The 22,294-nt window shown below is 67.7% G+C and carries 17 protein-coding genes; 10 read left to right on the forward strand and 7 right to left on the reverse strand.

Features of this window, described 5'->3' with window-relative positions:
• Nucleotides 1-14 precede the first annotated feature (14 nt).
• Entirely contained in the window at nt 15-1,847 is a 1,833-nt protein-coding gene (locus tag ACF8LI_RS20385) for a TRAP transporter large permease subunit (RefSeq protein WP_392412758.1), read from the forward strand.
• Nucleotides 1,848-1,997: 150 nt separating this feature from the next.
• Here the strand turns inward: ACF8LI_RS20385 and ACF8LI_RS20390 are convergent, their stop codons facing one another.
• The 5 genes from ACF8LI_RS20390 to xseB all read right to left on the reverse strand — a co-directional run bounded on the left by ACF8LI_RS20390 (nt 1,998) and on the right by xseB (nt 7,901).
• Nucleotides 1,998-3,077, reverse strand: a complete 1,080-nt coding sequence (locus ACF8LI_RS20390) for a TRAP transporter substrate-binding protein (protein WP_016448928.1) — start codon at nt 3,075-3,077, stop codon at nt 1,998-2,000.
• Between the two features lie 197 nt (nt 3,078-3,274).
• Nucleotides 3,275-4,357: a TRAP transporter substrate-binding protein gene (locus tag ACF8LI_RS20395; RefSeq protein ID WP_016452489.1), complete on the reverse strand. Its 1,083-nt coding sequence runs from the start codon at nt 4,355-4,357 to the stop codon at nt 3,275-3,277.
• Nucleotides 4,358-4,621: 264 nt separating this feature from the next.
• The gene (gene dxs / locus ACF8LI_RS20400) at nt 4,622-6,502 is read right to left on the reverse strand and encodes a 1-deoxy-D-xylulose-5-phosphate synthase (RefSeq protein ID WP_017405740.1); all 1,881 of its coding nucleotides are present in this window, start codon (nt 6,500-6,502) and stop codon (nt 4,622-4,624) included.
• A 203-nt stretch (nt 6,503-6,705) separates the two neighbouring features.
• Nucleotides 6,706-7,656 (reverse strand): polyprenyl synthetase family protein, encoded by a 951-nt coding sequence (locus ACF8LI_RS20405; RefSeq protein ID WP_392412760.1) that lies wholly within the window; start codon nt 7,654-7,656, stop codon nt 6,706-6,708.
• Nucleotides 7,657-7,664: 8 nt separating this feature from the next.
• On the reverse strand, nt 7,665-7,901 hold the full coding sequence (gene xseB, locus ACF8LI_RS20410) for an exodeoxyribonuclease VII small subunit (RefSeq protein ID WP_016448932.1): 237 nt from the start codon (nt 7,899-7,901) through the stop codon (nt 7,665-7,667).
• Nucleotides 7,902-8,241: 340 nt separating this feature from the next.
• Here xseB and ACF8LI_RS20415 point away from each other — a divergent pair, with 340 nt between their 5' ends.
• The 5 genes from ACF8LI_RS20415 to flhC all read left to right on the forward strand — a co-directional run bounded on the left by ACF8LI_RS20415 (nt 8,242) and on the right by flhC (nt 12,831).
• Nucleotides 8,242-9,381, forward strand: a complete 1,140-nt coding sequence (locus ACF8LI_RS20415) for an aromatic ring-hydroxylating dioxygenase subunit alpha (protein WP_392412762.1) — start codon at nt 8,242-8,244, stop codon at nt 9,379-9,381.
• 323 nt (nt 9,382-9,704) lie between these two features.
• Complete coding sequence (locus ACF8LI_RS20420; RefSeq protein ID WP_016452492.1) at nt 9,705-10,610, forward strand: DMT family transporter; 906 nt, start codon at nt 9,705-9,707, stop codon at nt 10,608-10,610.
• Between the two features lie 93 nt (nt 10,611-10,703).
• Complete coding sequence (locus ACF8LI_RS20425; RefSeq protein ID WP_017406381.1) at nt 10,704-11,612, forward strand: sulfurtransferase; 909 nt, start codon at nt 10,704-10,706, stop codon at nt 11,610-11,612.
• 322 nt (nt 11,613-11,934) lie between these two features.
• On the forward strand, nt 11,935-12,261 hold the full coding sequence (flhD, locus tag ACF8LI_RS20430; protein ID WP_012204159.1) for a flagellar transcriptional regulator FlhD: 327 nt from the start codon (nt 11,935-11,937) through the stop codon (nt 12,259-12,261).
• A gap of 27 nt (nt 12,262-12,288) precedes the next feature.
• Nucleotides 12,289-12,831, forward strand: a complete 543-nt coding sequence (gene flhC / locus ACF8LI_RS20435) for a flagellar transcriptional regulator FlhC (protein WP_016448936.1) — start codon at nt 12,289-12,291, stop codon at nt 12,829-12,831.
• A 36-nt stretch (nt 12,832-12,867) separates the two neighbouring features.
• On the opposite strand, the gene ACF8LI_RS20440 is transcribed toward flhC, so the two are convergent.
• Both ACF8LI_RS20440 and ppc read right to left on the reverse strand, forming a co-directional pair.
• A complete protein-coding gene (locus ACF8LI_RS20440; RefSeq protein ID WP_016448937.1) occupies nt 12,868-14,976 on the reverse strand; it encodes an EAL domain-containing protein in 2,109 nt (702 codons plus the stop codon).
• A 126-nt stretch (nt 14,977-15,102) separates the two neighbouring features.
• Nucleotides 15,103-17,952 carry a phosphoenolpyruvate carboxylase gene (gene ppc / locus ACF8LI_RS20445; protein WP_017406380.1) on the reverse strand — a complete coding sequence of 950 codons (2,850 nt, stop codon included), beginning with the start codon at nt 17,950-17,952 and terminating at the stop codon, nt 15,103-15,105.
• 112 nt (nt 17,953-18,064) lie between these two features.
• Here ppc and hemC point away from each other — a divergent pair, with 112 nt between their 5' ends.
• The 4 genes from hemC to ACF8LI_RS20465 are packed head-to-tail and all read left to right on the forward strand — an operon-like array spanning nt 18,065 to nt 22,292.
• Entirely contained in the window at nt 18,065-19,003 is a 939-nt protein-coding gene (hemC, locus tag ACF8LI_RS20450) for a hydroxymethylbilane synthase (protein WP_047217787.1), read from the forward strand.
• A gap of 13 nt (nt 19,004-19,016) precedes the next feature.
• The gene (locus ACF8LI_RS20455) at nt 19,017-19,826 is read left to right on the forward strand and encodes a uroporphyrinogen-III synthase (protein ID WP_209670791.1); all 810 of its coding nucleotides are present in this window, start codon (nt 19,017-19,019) and stop codon (nt 19,824-19,826) included.
• Nucleotides 19,823-20,965 carry a uroporphyrinogen-III C-methyltransferase gene (locus ACF8LI_RS20460; protein ID WP_034348890.1) on the forward strand — a complete coding sequence of 381 codons (1,143 nt, stop codon included), beginning with the start codon at nt 19,823-19,825 and terminating at the stop codon, nt 20,963-20,965. Before ACF8LI_RS20455 ends, ACF8LI_RS20460 begins: the two co-directional genes overlap by 4 nt.
• A 19-nt stretch (nt 20,966-20,984) precedes the next feature.
• Nucleotides 20,985-22,292 (forward strand): heme biosynthesis HemY N-terminal domain-containing protein, encoded by a 1,308-nt coding sequence (locus ACF8LI_RS20465; RefSeq protein ID WP_046986500.1) that lies wholly within the window; start codon nt 20,985-20,987, stop codon nt 22,290-22,292.
• Nucleotides 22,293-22,294: the final 2 nt, after the last annotated feature.

Below are 22,294 nucleotides of genomic sequence, written 5' to 3' on the forward strand. Positions count from 1 at the left end.
GGGAAACAGACATCATGGAATTCGTGATCCACAACCTGGCCCCGATCATGTTCGCGGGGCTGATACTTTTCCTGCTCGTGGGTTTTCCCGTGGCATTCAGCCTGGGCGCCTGCGGACTGTTCTTCGCCTTTGTCGGCATCGAACTGGGCGTGCTGCCCGAAGCCCTGCTGCAGGCCCTTCCGCTGCGCATCTTCGGCATCATGCAGAACGAGACGATGCTGGCCATACCGTTCTTCACCCTCATGGGGCTGATACTGGAGCGAAGCGGCATGGCCGAGGACCTGCTGGAGACCGTGGGCCAGCTCTTCGGCCCCGTGCGCGGCGGCGTGGCCTTTGCGGTGATCTTCGTGGGCGCGCTGCTGGCGGCGACCACGGGCGTGGTCGCGGCATCGGTGATCTCCATGGGCCTGATCTCCCTGCCCATCATGATGCGCTACGGCTATGACCGCCGGGTGGCCTCGGGCGTGATCGCGGCCTCGGGCACGCTGGCGCAGATCATTCCGCCGTCCCTGGTGCTGATCGTGCTGGCCGACCAGCTGGGCCGCAGCGTGGGCGACATGTACAAGGGCGCCTTCCTGCCGGGCCTGATGCTGACGGGCTTCTATGCGCTGTTCATCGTCGTGCTAGCCATCTTCAAGCCCGCCATGGTGCCCGCCCTGCCGCCCGAGGCGCGCACGCTGCGCGAGCCCAACGGCAACTCCGGCCTGCCTTCCACCCTGGTGCTGACCGTGCTGTGCGTGGCCGCCTCGATGGTGGTCGCCCAGTACATGCCCCAGCTGCACACCTGGTGGTCCGGCGATGTGGTGGAGAAGGTCGCTCTGGACGAGACCATCGTGGTGTCCATGTGCTTCGGCGTGGCCCTGGCCTTCATTGCCGCCATGTTCAACAAGCTCACGGGCCTGCACCTGCTCAGCCGCATGGCCGAGCGCGTGACCTTCGTGCTGATCCCGCCGCTGCTGCTGATCTTCCTGGTGCTGGGCACCATCTTCCTGGGCGTGGCAACCCCCACCGAAGGCGGCGCCATGGGCGCGCTGGGCGCGGCCATCATGGCCTTCGTGCGCGGCCGCCTGAGCATGGACCTGCTCAAGCAGGCGCTGATGTCCACCACCAAGCTGTCGTGCTTCGTGATGTTCATCCTGATCGGCGCGACCATGTTCGGCCTGACCTTCCAGGGCGTGGACGGCCCCAAGTGGGTGGAGGAGCTGCTGGTGTCCCTGCCAGGCGGCGAGATCGGCTTCCTGATCGTGGTCAACATCATGATCTTCGTGCTGGCCTTCTTCCTGGACTTCTTCGAGCTGTCCTTCATCGTCGTGCCGCTGCTGGCCCCCGTGGCCGACAAGCTGGGCATCGACCTGGTCTGGTTCGGCGTGCTGCTGGCCGTGAACATGCAGACCTCGTTCATGCACCCGCCCTTCGGCTTCGCGCTGTTCTTCCTGCGCAGCGTGGCCCCGGCCAAGGCCTACGTGGACAAGGTCACCAAGAAGATGACCGAGCCCGTGACAACCATGCAGATCTATGCGGGCGCCATCCCCTTCCTGCTGATCCAGCTGGTCATGGTGGCCCTGATCATCATCTTCCCCGGCATCGTCTCCAGCGGGCTGGACAAGAAGGTGGAGTACGACCTGGACAAGGTGCGCCAGGAGATGGAGGCATCCATGCCCGAGGCCATCGACTTCAACGACCCCATGTTCAACGGCGACGGCGCGAACCAGCCCCCCGCACCCGAGGGCACCCCTGGCGAGCCCTCGGCCCCGGCGGGCGGTGAGGACGATGCGCTCAAGGCGCTGCAGGACCAGCTGCAGCGCGAGCAGCCGGCCACGCCGGGCGAGAGCAAGTCCGGCAGCTGATCGCAGGCTCCCTCAAGGACAGCAAAGGCCCCGCAACCGCGGGGCCTTTTTTCGTTCGGACCCCGGCGTGCGCCGGTCCCCTGCGCGCATGAAAAAAGCCGGGCAGTGCCCGGCTTTCTTTCGCGCATGACGCCCGAGGGCGCCGCGACTTCACAGCTTCTGCGCCGACATGAAGGCGTCGTAGCGCGCCTCGGCGAAGCGGAACCACAGCACCTCGTCGCGCTGGAAGTTGCGGTAGTCGCTGTAGATCTTCTTCCATGCAGGGTTTTTCTCGGCCAGCTCCGCATAGACCGCCATGGTGGTCTTGTAGGAGGCATCGAGCACGGTCTGCGGGAAGGCCAGCACCTTGGCCTTGCTGGCCACCAGTTGCTTGAGCGCGCCGGGATTGCGCGCGTCATAGCGGGCCTGGGTGACCACATGGGCCTCGTGCGAGGCGGCCTGCACCATGGCGCGCTGCTCGGGCGTCAGCGCGGCCAGCGCCTTCTGGTTCACGTAGAACTCGAGGTTCAGGCTGCCTTCCCACCAGCCGGGGTAGTAGTAGAACGGCGCGACCTTGTTGAAGCCCAGCTTGAGGTCGTCATAGGGGCCGATCCATTCGGCCGCATCGATGGTGCCCTTTTCCAGCGCCTGGTAGATTTCGCCACCCGGGATGTTCTGGGGCACGCCGCCCATGCGCTCGATGATCCGGCCCGCGAAGCCGCCGATGCGGAACTTCAGGCCCTTGATGTCCTCGGTCGTCTTGACCTCCTTGCGGAACCAGCCCCCCATCTGGGCGCCGGTGTTGCCGCCCAGGAAGTTGACGATGCCGTATTCGGCATAGAACTCGCGCATCAGCTTGCCGCCGTTGCCGTCCACGTTCCAGGCCGTGAGCTGGCGCGAGTTCATGCCGAACGGAATGGCGCCGCCGATGGCAAAGGCCTCGTTCTTGCCGAAGAAGTAGTAGGGCGCCGTGTGCGCGATCTCCACCGTGCCGTTTTGCACGCCATCGACCACGCCGAAGGCGGGCATCAGCTCGCCGGCCGCATGCACCGACACCTCGAACTTGCCGCCCGACATTTCCTTGATCGCCTTGGAAAACACCTCGGCAGAGCCGTAGATGGTGTCCAGCGAACGCGGAAAGCTGGACGCCAGGCGCCAGCGCACCGCCGCCTGCGCATGAACGGCTGGCGCCGCTGCGGCAGTCAATACGCCGGCCAGACCGGCGTGCTTGAGTGCTTTTCTTCTGTCCATCTCTGTCTCCTCCTGGTTCGCTCTGCTTGAGAGCATTCAAAAAAGGCCGGACTGCTCTTGGCAGCTCGGCCCACATACATCATCGGAACAAAAAAGCCCGCCGTCCCCGCTGCATTTCGCAGAGGGGACGGCGGGCTTGGCCTGCAGGCATGGAAGGCATGGACCGTCCTTGTGCGTGCTGCTGGCTGCAGACCTGCTTACAGCTTGGCCGTGGTCATGTAGCTGTTGTAGCGGAACTCCGAGAAGCGCTCCCACAGCAGCTGGTCGCGCTGGAAGGTGCGCAGGCTCTGGTTGATCTTCTTGAACATGGGCGACTTGGCGTCATGCTCGGCCATGATCTCCATGACGGCCTTGTAGCCGGCATCCATGAAGTCCTTGGGGAAGGCCTTGAGCTGGGTCTTGTCGGCCACCAGCTTCTTGAGCGCCACGGGGTTGTTGGCGTCGTACTTGGCCGTCATGTCGCGCGCTGCCACGTTGCAGGCCGCATCGACCATGGCCTTGTACTCGGGCGACAGGGCCGCATACGCCTTGGTGTTGATGAAGAACTCCAGCTCGGCGCCGCCTTCCCACCAGCCGGGGTAGTAGTAGTAGGGAGCGACCTTGTTGAAGCCCAGCTTCTGGTCGTCGTACGGACCCACGAATTCCACGGCATCCAGCGTGCCCTTTTCAAGCGCCTGGTAGACCTCGCCCACGGGCATGTTCTGCGCGACCACGCCGAGCTTGAGCATGGCGTCGCCGAACAGGCCGCCGCCCAGGCGCATCTTCAGGCCCTTGAGATCGGCCACCGACTTGATCTCCTTGCGGAACCAGCCGCCCATCTGGGTGCCCGTGTTGCCTGCGCTCTGGCTCTTGATGTTGTACTGGGCATAGAACTCGTCCATGAGCTTGCGGCCGCCGCCGTGCTCCATCCATGCATCCATCTGGCGCGCCGTCAGGCCGAAGGGCACGGCGCAGCCGAAGGCGAAGATGTAGTCCTTGCCGGTGAAGTAGTAGGGCGCCGTCAGCGCCATCTCGATGGTGCCGTTCTGGATGCCATCGACCACGCCGAAGGCGGGCATCAGCTCACCGGCCGCATGCACCGAGACTTCGAACTTGCCGCCCGACATCGCCTTGAGCGTCTTGGAGAACATTTCGGCCGAGCCGAAGATGGTGTCCAGCGACTTGGGAAAGCTCGCGGCCAGACGCCAGCGGACCGCCTCCTGGGCGTGGACTGCGGGTGCGGCTCCCACAGCCAGCACGCCGGCGATTCCCGCATGTTTGATGATCGAACGACGGTCCATGAATGTCTCTCCGCGATGTGTTGTCAGTCAGAAAAAGCCACCACCACCCCTTGCTGCGCAAGGTCCGCTGCCCCTCCGAGGGGCCGCTTCTGCCTTGGGGGCCCGGCGGCAAAAAAAACGCACGTTCGCACGTGCATTCACACTGTATCAGGTGGTATCGATTCTAAAAACGCCGCAAAGCAAGCGCGGACGGGGTTTTCCCCCGCGTAGTCCTGCTCGGCATGCGCGATGCGCCCCATCGCGGGGCACAGGCCCGTCCCATCTTCAGGCCACGGCGCGCTCGGGCGCCAGGTGGGCGCGCACCGACGCCTCGATGCCGGCCGCGTCCAGCCCCTGCAGGGCCAGCAGCCTGGCGGGATCGCCGTGCTCGATGAACTCGTCGGGCAGGCCCAGCTGCAGCAGCTGTCGCGTAATGCCGGCAGCCTGCAGCGACTCGGCCACGGCGCTGCCTGCGCCACCCATGATGCAGCCCTCTTCCACGGTGACGATGAGCTCGTGCGTGGAGGCCACCTGGCGCAGCAGTTCCTCGTCCAGCGGCTTGGCCCAGCGCATGTTGACCACGGTGGCGTCCAGCGCCTCGGCTGCGGTCAGCGCGGGATACAGCAGGGTGCCGAAGGCCAGGATGGCGACCTTCTTCGCCGCCGATTCGCGGCGCACCTCGCCCTTGCCGAAGGGCAGGCCCTGCAGGCTCTCCAGCGGGGCCACGCCCACGCCCGCCCCACGCGGGTAGCGCACGGCCACCGGATGGTCCTGCTCGTAGGCCGTGGTGAGCAGTTGGCGGCATTCGCGCTCGTCGGCCGGGCAGGCCATGCTCATGTGGGGGACGCAGCGCACGAAGGCGATGTCGTAGGCACCGGCATGCGTGGCGCCGTCGGCGCCGACCAGGCCCGCACGGTCCAGCGCAAAGACCACGGGCAGTTTTTGCAGCGCCACGTCATGGATCAGCTGGTCGTAGGCGCGCTGCAGGAAGGTCGAGTAGATGGCGACCACGGGCTTGAGCCCCTCGCAGGCCATGCCGGCCGCGAAGGTGACGGCATGCTGCTCGGCAATGCCCACGTCGTAGTAGCGGCCCGGAAAGCGCTTGTGGAATTCCACCATGCCCGAGCCCTCGCGCATGGCGGGGGTGATGCCCACCAGGCGCTGGTCCTTGTCCGCCATGTCGCACAGCCACTGGCCGAAGACCTGGGTGAAGGTCTGCTTCGGGGGCGTGGCCGGCTTGACCAGGCCCACGCTGGGGTCGAACTTGCCGGGGCCGTGGTAGGCCACGGGGTCGGCCTCGGCCAGCTTGTAGCCCTGGCCCTTCTTCGTGACCACGTGCAGGAACTGCGGGCCCTTGAGGCTCTTGATGTTCTCCAGCGTGGGGATCAGCGAGTCCAGGTCATGCCCGTCGATGGGGCCGATGTAGTTGAAGCCGAAGTTCTCGAACAGCGTGGCCGGCACGACCATGCCCTTGGCCTGTTGCTCCAGCCGCTTGGCCAGCTCCAGCAGCGGCGGCACCTGCTTGAGCACGCTCTTGCCCATGTCGCGCGCCTTGGCATAGAACTGCCCGCTCATGAGCTGGGCCAGGTAGCGGTTGAGCGCGCCCACGGGCGGGCTGATGCTCATGTCGTTGTCGTTGAGGATGACCAGCAGGTTGGCATCGGTCACGCCGGCGTTGTTCAGCGCCTCGAAGGCCATGCCGGCCGTCATGGCGCCGTCGCCGATGACGGCGATGGCGCGGCGGTCCTCGCCCTTTTGCTTGGCGGCCAGGGCCATGCCCAGGGCGGCCGAGATGCTGGTGGAGGAGTGGGCCGTGCCGAAGGTGTCGTACTCGCTCTCGGCGCGCTGCGGAAAGCCCGACAGGCCGCCGAACTGGCGCAGCGACGCCATGCGCTCGCGCCGGCCCGTGAGGATCTTGTGCGGATAGGTCTGGTGGCCCACGTCCCAGACCACGCGGTCGTAGGGCGTGTCGAACACCGCATGCAGCGCCACCGTCAGCTCCACCGTGCCCAGGTTGGAACTCAGATGCCCGCCGGTCTTGGAGACGCTGTCGAGCACATAGGCACGCAGCTGCTGGGCCAGGGTCTTGAGTTCGGCACGCGACAGACGCCTCAGATCCGCGGGATCGTCGATGGTCTGCAGCAGGGAGTAGGTGTTCGTGGTCATGCTAGGTATCTTGATGGCCGCAAGACCATCGCCCATATTTTCGTATCAGTTGCCTGTGGCATCGAACGCCACCCTTGCAAGTAGCGCGCCCCCACCAAGGGACACCGAGCAAGGGCCGCCCCGCAGCGAGGGTGTCGTCCCCCTCCCCCGCGAAGCGGGTAGAGAGGGGGAAGGCGCGAAGCGACTCAGGGGGTGCTTCATTGTCAGTGAGTGCGGCTCACGACCATGTCGGCCAGTGCCGCCAGGGCCCGCGTGTCCGGCAGGCCGCTGCGCGCCAGCGCCGCGTGCGCCAGGGCGCACAGCTCGTCGGCATGGGCGCGGGCCTGGTCCAGGCCCAGCAGCGAGACGTAGGTCGGCTTGTCGTTGGCCGCGTCCTTGCCGGCCGTCTTGCCCAGGGTGGCCGAGTCGGCCACCACGTCGAGGATGTCATCCACCACCTGGAAGGCCACGCCCAGCGCCTGCCCGTAGTCGGACAGCGCCTGCCAGGCCTGGGCATCCACGCCCTCCTTGCAGGCCGCGCCCATGAGCACGCTGGCATGCAGCAGGGCGCCGGTCTTGAGGCGGTGCATCTCGCGCAGTTGGGCCTCGCTCAGCTGCAGGCCCACGCTGGCCAGGTCGATGGCCTGGCCACCGGCCATGCCCTGCGCGCCTGCGGCACGGCCCAGCAGCCGGCACAGCCGCGCCTGCAGGGCGTCCGGCATGCTGCCGGCCTGATCGGGCTCGGGAACGAGCAGCTCGAAGGCCAGCGCCTGCAGCGCATCGCCGGCCAGCAGGGCCGAGGCCTCGCCGAACTGCACATGGACCGTGGGCTTGCCACGGCGCAGCACGTCGTTGTCCATGCAGGGCATGTCGTCGTGCACCAGCGAATAGGCATGGATCAGTTCCACGGCGCAGCCGGCACGCACGGCGGCCGACGGCAGGCCGGCCACGGCCTCTGCCGCAGCCCAGACCAGCAGCGGGCGCAGGCGCTTGCCGCCATCGAGCACGGCGTATCGCATGGCTTCGCCCAGGCCGGCCGGCGCATCCACGCCCACCCATTGGGACAGCGCGCTTTCGGTGCGCGCCAGGCGGTCGTTCATCCAGCAGGGAAAATCCAGCGCGCCAAGGCCCGGCGCCTGGGAAACATCGGAAGCGGAAGTCATCAGGGCACTCATGGCAATCTTCAATCCTGGCTCCAAGGGGCCAGGGTCCCCTCGTCAAGCACCTTGACCTGCTCCTGCACCGCGTCGAGCTGGCCACGGCAGTAGCCGAGCAGCTGCGCCGCGCGCTGGTAGCCGGCCAGCATCTGCTCCAGAGGCAGCTGGCCCGACTCGATCTGCGCGATGAGCTGCTCCAGCTCCTGCAGCGCGGATTCGTAACTGGTGGGCTCGGCGGGAGCCTTGGGGGCAGCCTTGGGCATGTGGCGTTGGCAGTGCGTTGTGGGGAACCGACGATTCTAGGCGTCCCTCCGCGACCGCGCCGCCAATAACCGGACAGCCCTTGACAGGCGCCATCGGCCGCTTGCAATACACGTACCGGGCATCCGGAAATAACCCCACGGGCTATAATCCCATTCCCCGCCAAACCGGCCCCTTGCCTAGGCATGCGGTCGGGCTCACCGACAAGACAGGACGCCTCGGGCGCCGCTTGTTTTCAAGTCGTGAAGCCTGTCTCCATGTCCAGGAACGGCCGGTTTTGCTTTTTCCAATCCCGTGCGCACGCGCACCCTCCCTGTGGGGAGTCTTTAGGTCAGGTCACCCATGTCTGATTTAAGTCTTCAACTGCAGCAGGCCGCAAGCCAACTACCAGTTTCCAGCTACTTCGACCCTGCGCTGTTCCAGCGTGAGTTGGAGACCATCTTTCAACGCGGCCCGCGCTACGTGGGCCATCAACTGGCCGTTCCCGAGATAGGCGACTACTACGCCCTGCCCCAGGAAAAGGAAGGCCGTGCGCTGGTGCGCAACGCCAGGGGGCAGGTGGAGCTGATCTCCAACGTCTGCCGCCACCGCCAGGCCGTGATGCTCAAGGGCAGGGGCAACCTGATGACCGAAGGCAAGGGCCATGCGGGGGGCAACATCGTCTGCCCGCTGCACCGCTGGACCTACAGCACCAGCGGCGAGCTGCTGGGCGCACCGCACTTCAGCCACGATCCCTGCCTGAACCTGAACAACTACCGGCTGCGCGAGTGGAACGGCCTGCTGTTCGAGGACAACGGCCGCGACATCGAGGCCGACCTCGCCGGCATGAAGCTGCGCGAGCAGCTGAGCTTCGAGGGCTTCGTGCTCGACCATGTCGAGATGCACGAGTGCAACTACAACTGGAAGACCTTCATCGAGGTCTACCTCGAGGACTACCACGTGGGCCCGTTCCATCCGGGCCTGGGCAACTTCGTGACCTGCGATGACCTGCAGTGGGAGTTTTCCAGGGAGTACTCGGTGCAGACCGTGGGCGTGGCGCCCGGCTTTGCCCGGCCCGGCTCGGACACCTACAGGAAGTGGCACGACGTGCTGCTGGCCTACCGCAACGGCGAGCTGCCCGAACGCGGAGCGATCTGGCTGACCTACTACCCGCACATCATGGTGGAGTGGTATCCGCACGTGCTCACGGCCTCGACCCTGCACCCGCTGGCCGTGGACCGGACACTGAACGTGGTCGAGTTCTACTACCCCGAAGAGATCGCCGCCTTCGAGCCCGAATTCGTGCAGGCGCAAAAGGCCGCCTACATGGAGACCTGCATCGAGGACGACGAGATCGGCGAGCGCATGGACGCCGGCCGCAGGGCGCTGTACGAGCGCGGCGACAACGAGGTCGGCCCCTACCAGAGCCCCATGGAAGACGGCATGCAGCACTTCCATGAGTGGTATCGCGGCGTGATGGGCGACGCAGTCCCCGCACGCTGATCGGCTCCGGCTCTTCCGACGGCCCGCATTCGTGCGGGCCGTCTGCATTGGGCCGCTTGCATCGGGCCGTCAGTATTGAGCGGCAGGCCCGCCGCCCAGCTCCTCTGAATGCAAGCGCCCTGATGTGCCCAATGGGCAGGGCTGGCGGCGGCAATGCATCCCGAGGCAAGTCCAATGTCTTGGCTTATGCAATACAGTTCCTTGCGCGTGTCCCTGCCACGGCCCTGGGCCGTACGCAGCCAGGCGGCATGCGCCAAAAACAAAACCCAACCCTTTTCTCGTCCAGCGCCGCGGTCCTTGTGCGGCTCTATCCGGTCATTTATATGCAAGCCCTGTGGATGGTGGCGGCCGCATTCGTCTTTGCGGTCATGAGTGTGTGTGTGAAGTTCGCCTCCCAGGATTTCAACGCGGCGGAAATCGTCTTCTACCGCGGGCTGGTCAGCATGGTGGCGCTGTGGTGGCTGGCGCGCCACCAGGGCATTTCGCTGGCCACGCGCTACCCGCGCGAGCATGCCTGGCGCAGCTTCGTGGGCGTGACTTCCATGGGCGCCTGGTTCTACTCCATCGGCCATCTGCCGCTGGCCACGGCGGCCACGTTCAACTCCATGAGCAGCATCTGGATGGCGGTGTTTCTGATCGGCCAGGGCCTGCTGCTGCGCCACCAGCTGCGCCGCCAACCCGAATCGCATGCGCTGCGCGCGCTGCCGCCGTTTCCCTGGAGCCTGGTCGCCACCGTGGCCCTGGGCTTCGTGGGCGTGATCCTGGTGCTGCGCCCCAGCGCGGCGCCGCAGGAATTCGTGGCCAGCGCGGGCGGCCTGATCGGCGGGGTGTTCGCCGCCATGGCCTATATGCAGGTGGCCACGCTGTCGCGCATGGGCGAGCCCGAGGCGCGCGTGGTCTTCTACTTCGCACTGGGCTCGGCCGTGGCCGGCGCACTGGCCATGTGCTTCACGGGCGTGTCCGCCTGGCCGGGCTGGCGCGCGCTGTGGCTGCTGCCCGTGGGCGTGCTGGCTGCCGTGGCCCAGGTCTGCATGACGGCGGCCTACGCTTCGGCCGGCAACAGCCGCAATACCCTGGTGGTGGCCAATCTGCAGTACTCGGGCATCGTCTTTGCCGCCCTGCTGAGCCTGGCGCTGTTCGGCGAAAGCGTGCCGCTGATCGGCTGGGCCGGCATCGTGCTGATAGTGGCCAGCGGCGCCCTGGCCACGGCCCTGCGTTCACGCGGCTGACGGCGACGGCCCGCCTGGGGCCGTCGCATAATGGATCGGACCTTTTGCCGCAGGCGCACCGCCGCCTGCGCTGGCTTTCGGAGTTCCGCATCCATGACATCCAACACCTCCTCCTACCAGACCCTGATCTCCGTCCAGGAACTGGCCGCGCTGCAGTCCGGCGGCCGTCCGCTGATGGTCTTTGACTGCAGCTTCGACCTGGCCCAACCCACGGCCGGCAAGGCGCAGTACCTGCAGGCGCATATTCCCGGCGCCGTCTTCGCCGACCTGGACCATGACCTCAGCGCAAAACACGGCGTGCCCGGCGCACATGGCAGCGTGGCGGCCAGCGAGCAGGCCGCCTCGGGCGGCCGCCACCCGCTGCCCAGCCGCGAGCTGTTTGCCATGTGGCTGTCGGAGATCGGTTTTTCCAACGACATGCAGGCCGTGGTCTATGACCGCAACGGCGCCAACTACTGCGGGCGCCTGTGGTGGATGCTGCAGTGGGCCGGCCATGGCGATGTGGCCGTGCTCGACGGAGGTCTCCAGGCCTGGCAGGCCGCAGGCCAGCCTGTGGCATCGGGCGAGGAAAGCGCGCGCTTTCAGTCCAACTTCGAGCTGCACGAGCCGCTGCAGCAGCTGGTGACGGCACAGCAGGTGCTCGATGCACTGGGCAGCGCAGGCCAGACCGTGGTCGATGCGCGCGCGCCGGCACGCTATCGCGGCGAAGTCGAGCCGCTGGACCCCGTGGCCGGCCATATCCCGGGCGCACTGAACAGGCCCTTCACCGAGAACATTGCGGCCGACGGCCGCTTCAAGCCCGCCGCCCTACTGCGCGCCGAGTTCGACCGGCTGCTGGCCGGCCGCGATCCGGCCAGCGTGGTCCACCAGTGCGGCAGCGGCGTGAGCGCCCTGCCCAACCTGCTGGCCATGCGCATTGCAGGACTGCCGCCGGCACGGCTTTTCGCGGGCAGCTGGAGCGAGTGGTGCAGTGACCCGAAGAGGCCGGTGGAGCGCGGCTAATTCGGCTTATGCCCGCCCCTGGGAGGCTGCACAATGACAGCACTGTGTCAAAAGGCCGACATGCAATAACACCACTGCAGCGGCCTGCTCCCAGGCCCCCGGACGGCAGAGGCCGGGCGAAATCGAGTCATCCAAACCTTGCTACAGGTGTAAGGTAAATCTTACAAACGCCGTCTCACAACCAGACATCCGGCGCAGACCTGCCCCGACTTCAACGGCCAGGGCCCCTCCTCCACAATCCATCCCAACAGATCGCAACAGGTTGAACATCTTGTTTCTACCCCGGTGTTGCGGCTGCCGAGAAGATGCAAAGGATGGTCCTATGAACAATGAACAGCTGCTTGCCGAAATCCGCGAAGCCAACCTCACTTACCTGATGCTGGCCCAGACCCTGATCCGCCAGGACAAGGCGGAAGCGGTGTTCCGCCTGGGACTGAACGAAGAATCCTGCGACCTGCTGGCCGCGCTGTCGGCAGCCCAGGTGCTGAAGCTGGCCTCGCGCAATACCCTGCTCGCCAGCTTCCGCGTGGACGACGAAATGGTCTGGAGCTTGCTGACCAACCACAGCAGCAACAAGATCGGCAACGGTGCGACCAATACGCTGCACGCCAACATCCTGATGGCCAGCCGCGTTTCCGAAGTCCTCTGATCCGCCCGAAGAACTCTGGAGCCCGCCATGTCCACCGCCGTCAAAAGTGTCCTGAACGAGTCCAAGCAGATCGAGCGTGCCGCCATGCTCATCGAGATGGGTGCACGCATGCAGGTGCTCGAATCCGAGACCACGCTGTCCTACGAGCGCCTGATCCGCCTGTACAAGGAGATCGCCGGCAAGTCGCCATCCAAGGGCCAGCTGCCGTTCTCGACCGACTGGTTCCTGACCTGGCAGGAGAACATCCACAGTTCGCTGTTCCTGAATATCTACGAATACCTGTCCAAGGGCGCCGAGCTGGATGCCGTTGAACAACTGACCAAGGCCTACCGTCTCTATACCGAGCAGATCCAGGCCGCCGAGCTGGAGGCGCTGCTGTCCTTCACACGCGCATGGCGCCTGGTGAAGTTTGTCGATGCGCAGATGCTGACCCGCACCCAGTGCTCCGTGTGCAAGGGCCAGTTCGTGACCGAGCCCTACGAGAACGAGCGCCACTACCAGTGCGGCCTGTGCAATCCGCCCGCACGCGCCGGCAAGAGCAAGAGCGCCGGCTCCCTGATGCTGCATTGAGCCCCTGCATCGCCGCAGCGATGCACCAGCACGGATTCAGACCGTCTCGCCGCCTGCCCTGGCGGCGCAGTCGCTGGCGAACTGCGGCAACTGCTCTCCCGGCAGGGCCCGGCTGAAGTACCAGCCCTGCACCAGCAGCTCGCCCTCGAAGCCCAGGGCCTGCAGCTGCGCCTGGGTCTCCACGCCTTCGGCCACCACGTTCAACTGCAGCGCCTCGCAAAAGCGCAGCAGGCCGTCCAGCACCAGCGCGCCCTTGGCATGACCGCTGGCCACGACGAAGCTGCGGTCGATCTTGATGGCATCCACGTCGAACTGGTGCAGGTAGCTCATGGACGAGAAGCCGGTGCCGAAGTCGTCTATGGCCACCTTGGCGCCCAACGCGTGGATCTGGCCTATGGCCTTGCGGATCGCCTCCACATCGCCCACCAGCGCTTCCTCCGTGATCTCCACGCCCACCTGGCCCCTGGCCTGCGCCAGCAGCATCAGCAGGCGCGAGCAGTACTCGGGCGATGTCAGCGTGGCGCCCGTGACATTGATGCTGATCGGCAGGGAAAAACCGTGCTGGCGCCACAGCCGGCATTGGCGCACGGCAGCGCCCGCCACCCACAGATCGACCTCGCGCATCAGGCCGGCATCACCCAGCCAGCGCAGAAAGCCGCCGGGCTGCTGCAGCCTGCCCTGCGAATCGTGGGCGCGCAACAGGGCCTCGCAGCCCAGGCACAAGCCGCTGCGGTGCGAGACCTGGGGCTGGAATTCCAGGTGGAATTCGTACTCGCTGATGCGGCGGATATGGGACAGCATGGTCTCGCGCCGGGCCTGGGTCTCGTGCGCCAGCACCAGCGGATCGCGCGTGACCAGGCCTGCCTCCTCGGGCAGCCGGGAGAACGTGGTGTCCAGCGCGCGCAGCACGATGGCGCCATCGTCCTGGCCCAGCCGGTCGATGGAGCGCACATAAGGCGCATAGACCAGCGCCCCCAACACCGTCAGCGCCAGTTGCAGCACCACGGCGCCCATGTCGCCGCCCGTGCTCACGTAGGCATTGAAGACCACGGGCGCGGTCAGGGGCAGCACCATCGAGGCCGGAGCCACCCAGCCGGCCTGCACCACCGTGACGGCCACGACCAGGTTGATGGCGGGCACCGCCAGAAAAGGCACGAGCAGGCGCAGGTTCAGGATGACCGGCAGGCCGAACAGCAGGATCTCGTTGACGTTGAGCAGGGAGATGGGCAGCGCGGCCAGCGCCAGCATGCGCAGGCCGCGCCCCTTGCAAAACAGCAGCACGGCCAGCGCCAGTGACAGCGTGGCCCCCGAGCCGCCGATGAAGACGAAGGACCCCATCAGGCCGCCGTTGAGCGCCCAGGGCGCCACCAGCCCCTTGGCCACGGCGGCGGCGTTGGCCAGCACGGCCTGGTCCAGCACCTGGAAGAAGGGTTGCATGGCGTAGTAGCCCTGCACGCCAAAGAACCAGAGCACGGAATTGAGCAGCGTCAGCGTCAGCCCGCTGCGATAGGGGCTCTCGGGGGTGGCGATGGCCAGCGGCAGTTCGGCCTGGGTGATATCGGGCAGCACCTGCTGCAGGCCCAGCAGCAGCACCACCAGCAGCAGCGCGACGATGGAGCCGGGCACGACCAGGTTCATCACCTCGCGTACGTTCTCGCCCACAAAGCCCGTGCGCGCAATGCGCGTCCAGCGCATGGCGCTGAGCCTGGCCATCAGCGGCACGGTGATCAGGGGCGAGGCTATGGCGATGAACAGCACCAGCGTGGCGGCCGCGCGCGGATGCTCGCGCAGCAGGAAGATGGCCATCTGCACATGGGCAAAGCACAGAAAGGTCACCGGCAGGCGCGGCAGCCTGTGGCGTATGGAGAGCATGTAGCCGATGGAGGCGGCCACCAGCAGCGGCAGGATGCTGCCGATCTGCGCATGCAGGCCCGCAAGAAGCTGCACCACGGGCTCGGGCTGGCCGGACATCTGCGCCAGCGCCGACAGTATGAGAAACAGGGCCGAGACCAGCAGGCATGGGACCAGCCAGAGCAGGCCTTCGCGTATGGCCCGCATGGAGTTGGCACCGGCCAGCCTGGCCAGGCGCTGCGTCAGGAACAGTTGCATGTCCGGGAACCCCGGCCATGGCGTCTTGTTGCCCATAAGCTCCCACCCTTCACTTCCCGGCAGGAGTCATGCGCCCCTGTCCGAAGCACATCCTACACGGCGGCCGGCCGGCGCCCTGCGCATGGCGGCGCGAGGGGCCTCCCGGCCCGCTCGCGCCCTCGATCAGCCGGTATTGCGCACGCCGGCCGCAATGCCATTGATCGACAGGTGGATGCCGGTCTTGATGCGCTCATCGGTCTGGCCGCCGCGCCAGCGGCGCACCAGCTCCACCTGCAGATGGTGCAGCGGATCGATGTAGGGAAAGCGGTGGCGGATGGAGCGCGCCAGCGCCTCGTTGTGGGCCAGGCGCTGCTTGTCGCCCGTGATGCGCGCCAGCGCATCGACGGTGCTGTGCCACTCGGCCTCGATGGCGCTGAAGATGCGGCGGCGCAGGCGTGCGTCCGGCACCAGGTCGGCATAACGCGAGGCCAGGTTCAGGTCGCTCTTGGCCAGCACCATGTCCATGTTGGACAGCAGGGTGCGGAAGAACGGCCACTGGCGGTACATCTTCTGCAGCAGGGCCAGCTGGGCCTTGCCATCCTTGCCCGGCTGCCCGATGAAGGCCTGCACCGCCGCGCCGAAGCCGTACCAGCCCGGCAGCGTGAGCCGGCACTGGCCCCAGCTGAAGCCCCAGGGAATCGCGCGCAGGTCCTCGATCTTCTGCGAGGGCTTGCGCGAAGCCGGGCGCGATCCGATGTTCAGCTCGGCAATCTCGCGGATGGGCGTGCTGCTGAAGAAGTAGCTGGTGAAGCCAGGGGTCTCGTACACCAGGGCGCGGTAGGCACCCATGCTGGCCTCGGACAGAAACGCCGCCGCATCCAGGAAGGCGCGCGTGGCCGGCTTGGTCGGCTGCAGCAGCGTGGCCTCCAGCGTGGCGGCCACCAGGGTCTCCAGGTTGCGCCGGCCGATCTCGGGGTTGGCGTACTTGGAGGCGATGACCTCGCCCTGCTCGGTCAGCCGGATCTGGCCGCGCACGGTGCCCGGGGGCTGCGCCAGGATGGCCTGGTAGCTGGGGCCGCCGCCACGGCCCACCGTGCCGCCGCGGCCATGGAACATGCGCAGGCTGATGCCATGGCTGTCGGCCAGATCGTCGAACAGCTCGACCAGCGAGATCTCGGCGCGGTACAGCTCCCAGTTGCTGGTGAAGATGCCGCCATCCTTGTTGCTGTCGCTGTAGCCCAGCATGATGTCCTGCTCGCCGCCGCTGCGCTGCACCATGGCCGCCACGCCGGGCAGCTGGAAGTAGCGCCGCATGATGGGCGCGGCGCTGCGCAGGTCGCCGATGGTCTCGAACAGCGGCACGACGATCACGTCGCAGACGGCGCCGTCGTCCAGCGTGCCGCGCAGCAGCCCCGCCTCCTTTTGCAGCAGCAGCACTTCCAGCAGGTCGCTGACCGACTCGGTGTGGCTGATGATGCAGTGGCGTATCGCCTCGGCGCCCAGGGTCGCGCGCAGGCGGCGCGCGGCCTCGAAGATGGCCAGTTCACCGCGCGCATGCTCGGAATAGTCGGCGCCCACCACGCGCAGCGGCCGCGCCTCTTCCAGCAGGCGCACCAGCAGGGCGCACTTGGCGTCTTCCTGCAGGCCCGAATAGTCGGGCTCCAGGCGCGCGGTGGCCAGCAGCTCGGCCACCACCTCCTCATGCTTGTCCGAACTTTGGCGCAGATCCACGGTGGCCAGGTGGAAGCCGAAAACCTGCACGGCGCGCATCAGCGGACGCAGGCGCTGGGGCGCCAGCACCTCGCCATGGTTGCGGCTGAGCGAGTCGTCGATGACGCGCAGGTCGGCCAGGAACTCCTCGGGCGAGGCATAGGCGTTCTGCGGCGCCACGGCATGGCGCGCGGCCTCGCCGCCGGTCAGCACCTTGAGCGTGGCGGCCAGGCGCGCGTAGATGCCGGTGAGCGCGCGGCGGTAGGGTTCGTCGGAGCGGTGCTCGTTGGTGTCGGGCGAGCGCTCTGCCAGCGCCTGCATCTCGGGCGTGACATCGGCCAGGCGCTGGGACAGCGACAGCTCGCCGCCCAGGTAGTGCACCTCGCGCAGATAGTGGCGCAGCGCCACGTCGGCCTGGCGCGACAGCGCCAGCTCCAGGCTCTGGGCCGTGACATTGGGGTTGCCGTCGCGGTCGCCGCCGATCCAGTGGCCCATGCGCAGGAAGCTGTGCACGGGCAGGGTGTTGCCCAGCTCCTGCTCCAGTTGCGCATACAGCTTGGGAATCTCGCGCAAGAAGGTGGCTTCGTAGTAGGACAGCGCGTTTTCGATCTCGTCGGCCACGGTGAGCTTGGAGTAGCGCAGCAGGCGTGTCTGCCACAGCTGGCTGACGCGGGCGCGCAGCTGGGCCTCGTTGCGTTCGAGTTCGCGCGGGGTGAGCGCGTCCTTGGCGCTGTTGTACAGCTGGGCGCGGGCCACGATGTCCTCGCGCGCGGCCAGCAGTTGGGAGATGTCGCGCTCGGCCACCAGGATGCTCTGGCGCTGCACTTCCGTGGGGTGGGCCGTGAGCACGGGTGCCACATAGCTCCTGGCCAGCGTCTGCGCCACGGTACCGGCCGAGATGCCGGCCCAGCGCAGGCGCGCCAGCGCCACTTCGATGCTGCCTTCCTGCGTGTTGCCCGCGCGCTCGTGCACGGCGCGGCGGCGGATGTGGTGGCGGTCCTCGGCCAGGTTGGCCAGATGGCTGAAATAGGTGAAGGCGCGGATCACGCTCACCGTCTGGTCCGTGGTCAGGCCCTTGAGCAGGCGCTTGAGCGCGCGGTCGGCGGTCTCGTCGGCATCGCGGCGGAAGGTCACCGACAGCTGGCGCACCTGCTCGATCAGCTCGAAGGCCGCCACGCCTTCCTGCTCGCGGATCACATCGCCCAGAATGCGCCCCAGCAGGCGTATGTCCTCGATCAGCGGCAGGTCCTTGTCCGTCTTGCGGACAGGCTTGTCATCACGCCTGTCATCTCGCGCATTGCTCTTGCGGGGGGCGGTGGCCATCAACGAATCTCCTGGAATCGGTCAGCGTATCGGTTTGCTTGGGCTTCGGTCCTGGTGCCGGGTTTACTGCGGCGCAGCATGCTAGCATCCCGCGCTCCCCCCGAGGCTCCTGATGAATACCAAACCACTGATCCCCCACTCCATCGTGATCGCCACGCGCGAGAGCCAGCTGGCACTGTGGCAGGCCGAGCATGTCCAGGCACTGCTGCGCGCCCGGGGGCATGAAGTGGAACTGCTGGGCATGACCACCAAGGGCGACCAGATCCTGGACCGCACGCTGTCCAAGGTGGGCGGCAAGGGCCTGTTCGTCAAGGAGCTGGAAGTGGCGCTGGAAGAAGGACGCGCCCACATCGCCGTGCACTCGCTCAAGGACGTGCCCATGGAGCTGCCCGAAGGCTTTGTGCTGGCCTGCGTGATGGAACGCGAAGACCCGCGCGACGCTTTTGTCTCCAATCGCTACGCCGCGCTGGCCGAGCTGCCGCAGGGCGCCGTCGTCGGCACATCGAGCCTGCGCCGCCAGGCACTGCTGCAGGCCCTGCGCCCCGACCTGAGGATAGAGCCGCTGCGCGGCAACGTGAACACCCGCCTGCGCAAGCTGGACGAAGGCCACTACGACGCCATCGTGCTGGCCGCTGCCGGCCTGATGCGCCTGGGCCTGGCCGACCGCATCCGCGCCAGGTTCGAGCCCGCCGGCATGCTGCCTGCCGCAGGCCAGGGCGCGCTGGGCATCGAGGTGCGCGCCGACCGCCAGGACCTGATCGACGCGCTGGCCCCGCTGGCCCACCAGACCACCTGGCTGACCGTGACCGCCGAGCGCGCCGTCAGCCGCTGCATGGGCGGCAGTTGCTCCATGCCGCTGGCGGCGCACGGCACATTCGACGGCCAGCAACTGCGCCTGGACGCAGCCTGGGGAGACCCGGAAGGCCGGCTGCCGCTGGTGCAGGTGCGCGCCGATGCCACCGTCACCGACTTCGCCAGCGCAGACGCGCTGGGCCAGCACGTGGCTGCGCTGCTGCAGGCGGCGGGCGCCCAGCCGGCCCCCAAGCTCTAGACGGCACGCCCACATGCCACCGCGCATACTCGTCACCCGCCCGGCCCATGACGCGGCCGCGTGGGTGGATGCGCTGCAGGCCCGGGGCCTTCCAGCCCAGGCGCTGGCACTGATGGCCATAGGCCCCTGCCGCGATGCGGCCACGCAACAGGCCTTGCAGGCCGCCCGCAACGCGCTGCGCGAAGGCCCGGGCTACCGCGCCGTGATGTTCGTCAGCGGCAACGCCGTCCAGCATTTCTTCGGCACCGACCCCGCACGGCTTCCGGCCTCCACCCGCGCCTGGACGCCCGGCCCCGGCACCGCCCAGGCGCTGCTGGCCCTGGGCATTGCGCCAGCACAGATCGACGGCCCGCCGCCGGACGCCGCCCAGTTCGAATCCGAAACGCTATGGCAGCGCGTGCATGACCAGATCCATGCGGGCGACCGCGTGCTCATCGTGCGCGGCGACAGCCAGGCAGGAGCGCCTAGGACCGTGCCGGCCACGGCAGGCGCCGGCCGCGATTGGCTGGCCGCCCGACTGCGCGAGGCAGGTGCCCAGGTCGAAATGCTGGCCGTCTACCAGCGCGAACTGCCTGCCTGGGATGCAGCCCAGACGGCACTGGCACGCCAGGCGGCCGAAGATGGCACGCTGTGGCTGCTCAGCAGCGCCGAATCCGTTGCCAACCTGCAACAGCTCCTGCCGGCCCAATCGTGGCAAAAAGCGCGAGCGCTCGCTACGCACGAGCGAATCGCTGCCCAGGCAAGACACATGGGATTCGGAGATGTCAAGCAATGCCGGCCCGCTCTGGAGGACGTGGTTGCGTCGATAGAATCGTCGCCATGAGTTCCGACGCAGCGCAAGACCGCCCCACCCCGCAGGACCTAACGCCCGCATCCTCCGCAGCAGCCTTCGCAGCCGGCTCCGCCCAAAGCAGCCCCGCTGCAGAACTGCGCGGCGGCTCCTCGGCCCTGGTCTACGGCGTGGGCGCCGTGGCCGTCGCGGCGCTCATTGCCTGCGGCATGCTGTGGCAGCGCCTGGGCAATATCCAGGAACAGCTGGCGCGCCAGTCCGCGCAGTCCGGCTCCCAGTCGGTCGAGGCCCGCACCCTGGCGCGCGATGCCCAGGACCTGGCCCGCGATAGCGCGGCGCGCACCTCGGTCATGGAGGCGCGCATTGCCGAGCTGTCTCTGCAGCGCACGCAGCTCGACGAACTCCTGCAAAGCATGTCGCGCTCGCGCGACGAAAACCTGGTGGTGGACATCGAATCCTCCATCCGCCTGGCACAGCAGCAGGCCGAGCTGTCCGGCAGCCTGCAGCCGCTGGTGGCCACGCTCAAGAACGCCCGCCAGCGCATTGAACGCGCCGCCCAGCCCCGGCTGGCCCCGGTCATGCGCGCGCTGGACCGCGACCTGGAACGGCTGGCCCGCATGAGCGTGACCGACACCGCCGGCCTGCTCACGCGCATCGAGGACCTGGTGCGCCTGGTCGACGAGATGCCCCTGCTCAACGCCGTGGCCCAGCCACGCGCCAGCCGCCATCGCGGCGTGGCCGGCCAGGCGGCCCGCCAGCCCGAGCCCGCCCCCATCGAGGGCAGCCCCACCGAATGGCGCTGGTGGCAATCCTGGGGCGAGCGCGGCTGGACGGCCGTGCGCGAAGAAGCCCAGGACCTGCTGCGCGTCAGCCGCATAGACCACCCGGACGCCATCCTGCTGGCGCCGGAACAGGCCTATTTCCTGCGCGAGAACCTCAAGCTCAAGCTGCTGAACTCGCGCCTGGCCCTGCTGTCGCGCCAGTGGGATGCGGCGCGGGCCGACCTGGCAGCTTCCGGGATGGCCGTGAACAAGTACTTTGATCCTGCCGCGCGGCGCACCCAGATCGTGCAGGCCCAGCTGCAACAGATCCAGGCCAATCTGCGCACCACCGAACAGCCTGCGCTGCAGGAAACCCTGGCGGCCCTGGCAACGGCCGCCGCAGGCCGCTGAGCAGCCGGGAGACAGACGAATGCGCGCTGCACTGTGGTTGATCGGTTTGTTCGGCATGGCCGTTGCGGCCGCCTTGTTCGCGGGCTCCAACCAGGGCACGGTGACCCTGTTCTGGGCGCCCTACCGGCTGGACCTGTCACTGAACCTGGCCATTGCCATCATCGTGCTGGCCTTCGTGCTGCTGTATGCCGCGCTGCGCGCGCTGGCCGCGCTGCTGCAGATGCCGCACCAGGCGCGGCGCTGGCGCAGCCAGCAGAAAGAGCGCGCCATGCACCACAGCCTGCTGGAAGCCCTGTCGCACCAGCAGGCCGGCCGCTTCCTGCGCGCACGCAAGTCCGCGCTGGCGGCCCTGGCCATGGAAGAGTCCCTGGCCGAGACCCATGCCGCCGTGCCGCACGGCATGCGGCTGCGCGCCGCCGCCCACATGGTGGCCGCCGATGCCTCCCATGCCCTGCAGGACCGCCAGCAGCGCGACCACCATTGGCGTGAGGTCCTGGCCAACGCACCGGCCCAGGGCAACGCCCAGGAGCAGGAAATGCGCGAAGGCGCACAGATGCGCGCCGCGCGCTGGGCCCTGGACGACCGCGACGCATCCGACGCACTGCGCCGCCTGGCCGAACTGCCCCAGGGCGCGGCACGCCGCACGATCGCGCTGCGCATCCGCCTGAAGGCCTCGCGCCTGGCAGGCCAGACATCGACGGCGCTGGACACGGCGCGCCTGCTGGCCAAGCACCGCGCCTTCTCGCCCGCGGCCGCCGCCAGCGTGGTGCGCGGCCTGGTACTGGAGAGCATCAACGAGGCACGCGACACCACGCAGCTGCAGCACTTCTGGCTGTCGCTGGACACGGAAGAGCGCGCCATGCCCGAGATTGCGCTGCCGGCCGCATCGCGTCTCATGGCCCTGGGCGGCGAGGCCGCGCAGGCCCGTGCCTGGCTGCTGCCCGTGTGGGAGCGCCTGCTGTCCCACGCAGGCCCGCGCAGCGAATCCCACCTGCCGCGCCTGGTCCAGGTGCTGGAGCCCTGCCTGGACGGCCTGGACGGCGCCTGGCTGGCTCGCATCGAGGCGGCCAGCAATGCCCATCCACGCGAAGCCCGCCTGCAATACCTGGCCGGCATGGCATGCGTGCAGCGCCAGCTCTGGGGCAAGGCCCAGCAGCTGTTGCTGCGCGCAGCCCCCCACCTGCAGGAAAGCGCACTGCGCACCCGCGCCTGGCAGCGCCTGGCCCTGATGGCCGAGCACCGCGGCGATGCCGATGCAGCGGCTGCCGCCTGGAAGCAGGCAGCGCAGTCCGTGGTCGTGCTGCCTGCCGATCCGACCCGGCCCTGAGC

It is taken from the genome of Delftia sp. WSY_12 (assembly GCF_043104645.1).
In the GTDB taxonomy this organism is placed as follows: domain Bacteria; phylum Pseudomonadota; class Gammaproteobacteria; order Burkholderiales; family Burkholderiaceae_C; genus Comamonas; species Comamonas tsuruhatensis.

Coding starts and splice junctions, on each gene's coding strand:
- ACF8LI_RS20385 (WP_392412758.1), top strand. CDS start 15: ATGGAATTCGTGATCCACAACCTGGCCCCGATCATGTTCGCGGGGCTG.
- ACF8LI_RS20390 (WP_016448928.1), bottom strand. CDS start 3,077: ATGGACAGAAGAAAAGCACTCAAGCACGCCGGTCTGGCCGGCGTATTG.
- ACF8LI_RS20395 (WP_016452489.1), bottom strand. CDS start 4,357: ATGGACCGTCGTTCGATCATCAAACATGCGGGAATCGCCGGCGTGCTG.
- dxs (WP_017405740.1), bottom strand. CDS start 6,502: ATGACCACGAACACCTACTCCCTGCTGCAGACCATCGACGATCCCGCG.
- ACF8LI_RS20405 (WP_392412760.1), bottom strand. CDS start 7,656: ATGAGTGCCCTGATGACTTCCGCTTCCGATGTTTCCCAGGCGCCGGGC.
- xseB (WP_016448932.1), bottom strand. CDS start 7,901: ATGCCCAAGGCTGCCCCCAAGGCTCCCGCCGAGCCCACCAGTTACGAA.
- ACF8LI_RS20415 (WP_392412762.1), top strand. CDS start 8,242: ATGTCTGATTTAAGTCTTCAACTGCAGCAGGCCGCAAGCCAACTACCA.
- ACF8LI_RS20420 (WP_016452492.1), top strand. CDS start 9,705: ATGCAAGCCCTGTGGATGGTGGCGGCCGCATTCGTCTTTGCGGTCATG.
- ACF8LI_RS20425 (WP_017406381.1), top strand. CDS start 10,704: ATGACATCCAACACCTCCTCCTACCAGACCCTGATCTCCGTCCAGGAA.
- flhD (WP_012204159.1), top strand. CDS start 11,935: ATGAACAATGAACAGCTGCTTGCCGAAATCCGCGAAGCCAACCTCACT.
- flhC (WP_016448936.1), top strand. CDS start 12,289: ATGTCCACCGCCGTCAAAAGTGTCCTGAACGAGTCCAAGCAGATCGAG.
- ACF8LI_RS20440 (WP_016448937.1), bottom strand. CDS start 14,976: ATGGGCAACAAGACGCCATGGCCGGGGTTCCCGGACATGCAACTGTTC.
- ppc (WP_017406380.1), bottom strand. CDS start 17,952: ATGGCCACCGCCCCCCGCAAGAGCAATGCGCGAGATGACAGGCGTGAT.
- hemC (WP_047217787.1), top strand. CDS start 18,065: ATGAATACCAAACCACTGATCCCCCACTCCATCGTGATCGCCACGCGC.
- ACF8LI_RS20455 (WP_209670791.1), top strand. CDS start 19,017: ATGCCACCGCGCATACTCGTCACCCGCCCGGCCCATGACGCGGCCGCG.
- ACF8LI_RS20460 (WP_034348890.1), top strand. CDS start 19,823: ATGAGTTCCGACGCAGCGCAAGACCGCCCCACCCCGCAGGACCTAACG.
- ACF8LI_RS20465 (WP_046986500.1), top strand. CDS start 20,985: ATGCGCGCTGCACTGTGGTTGATCGGTTTGTTCGGCATGGCCGTTGCG.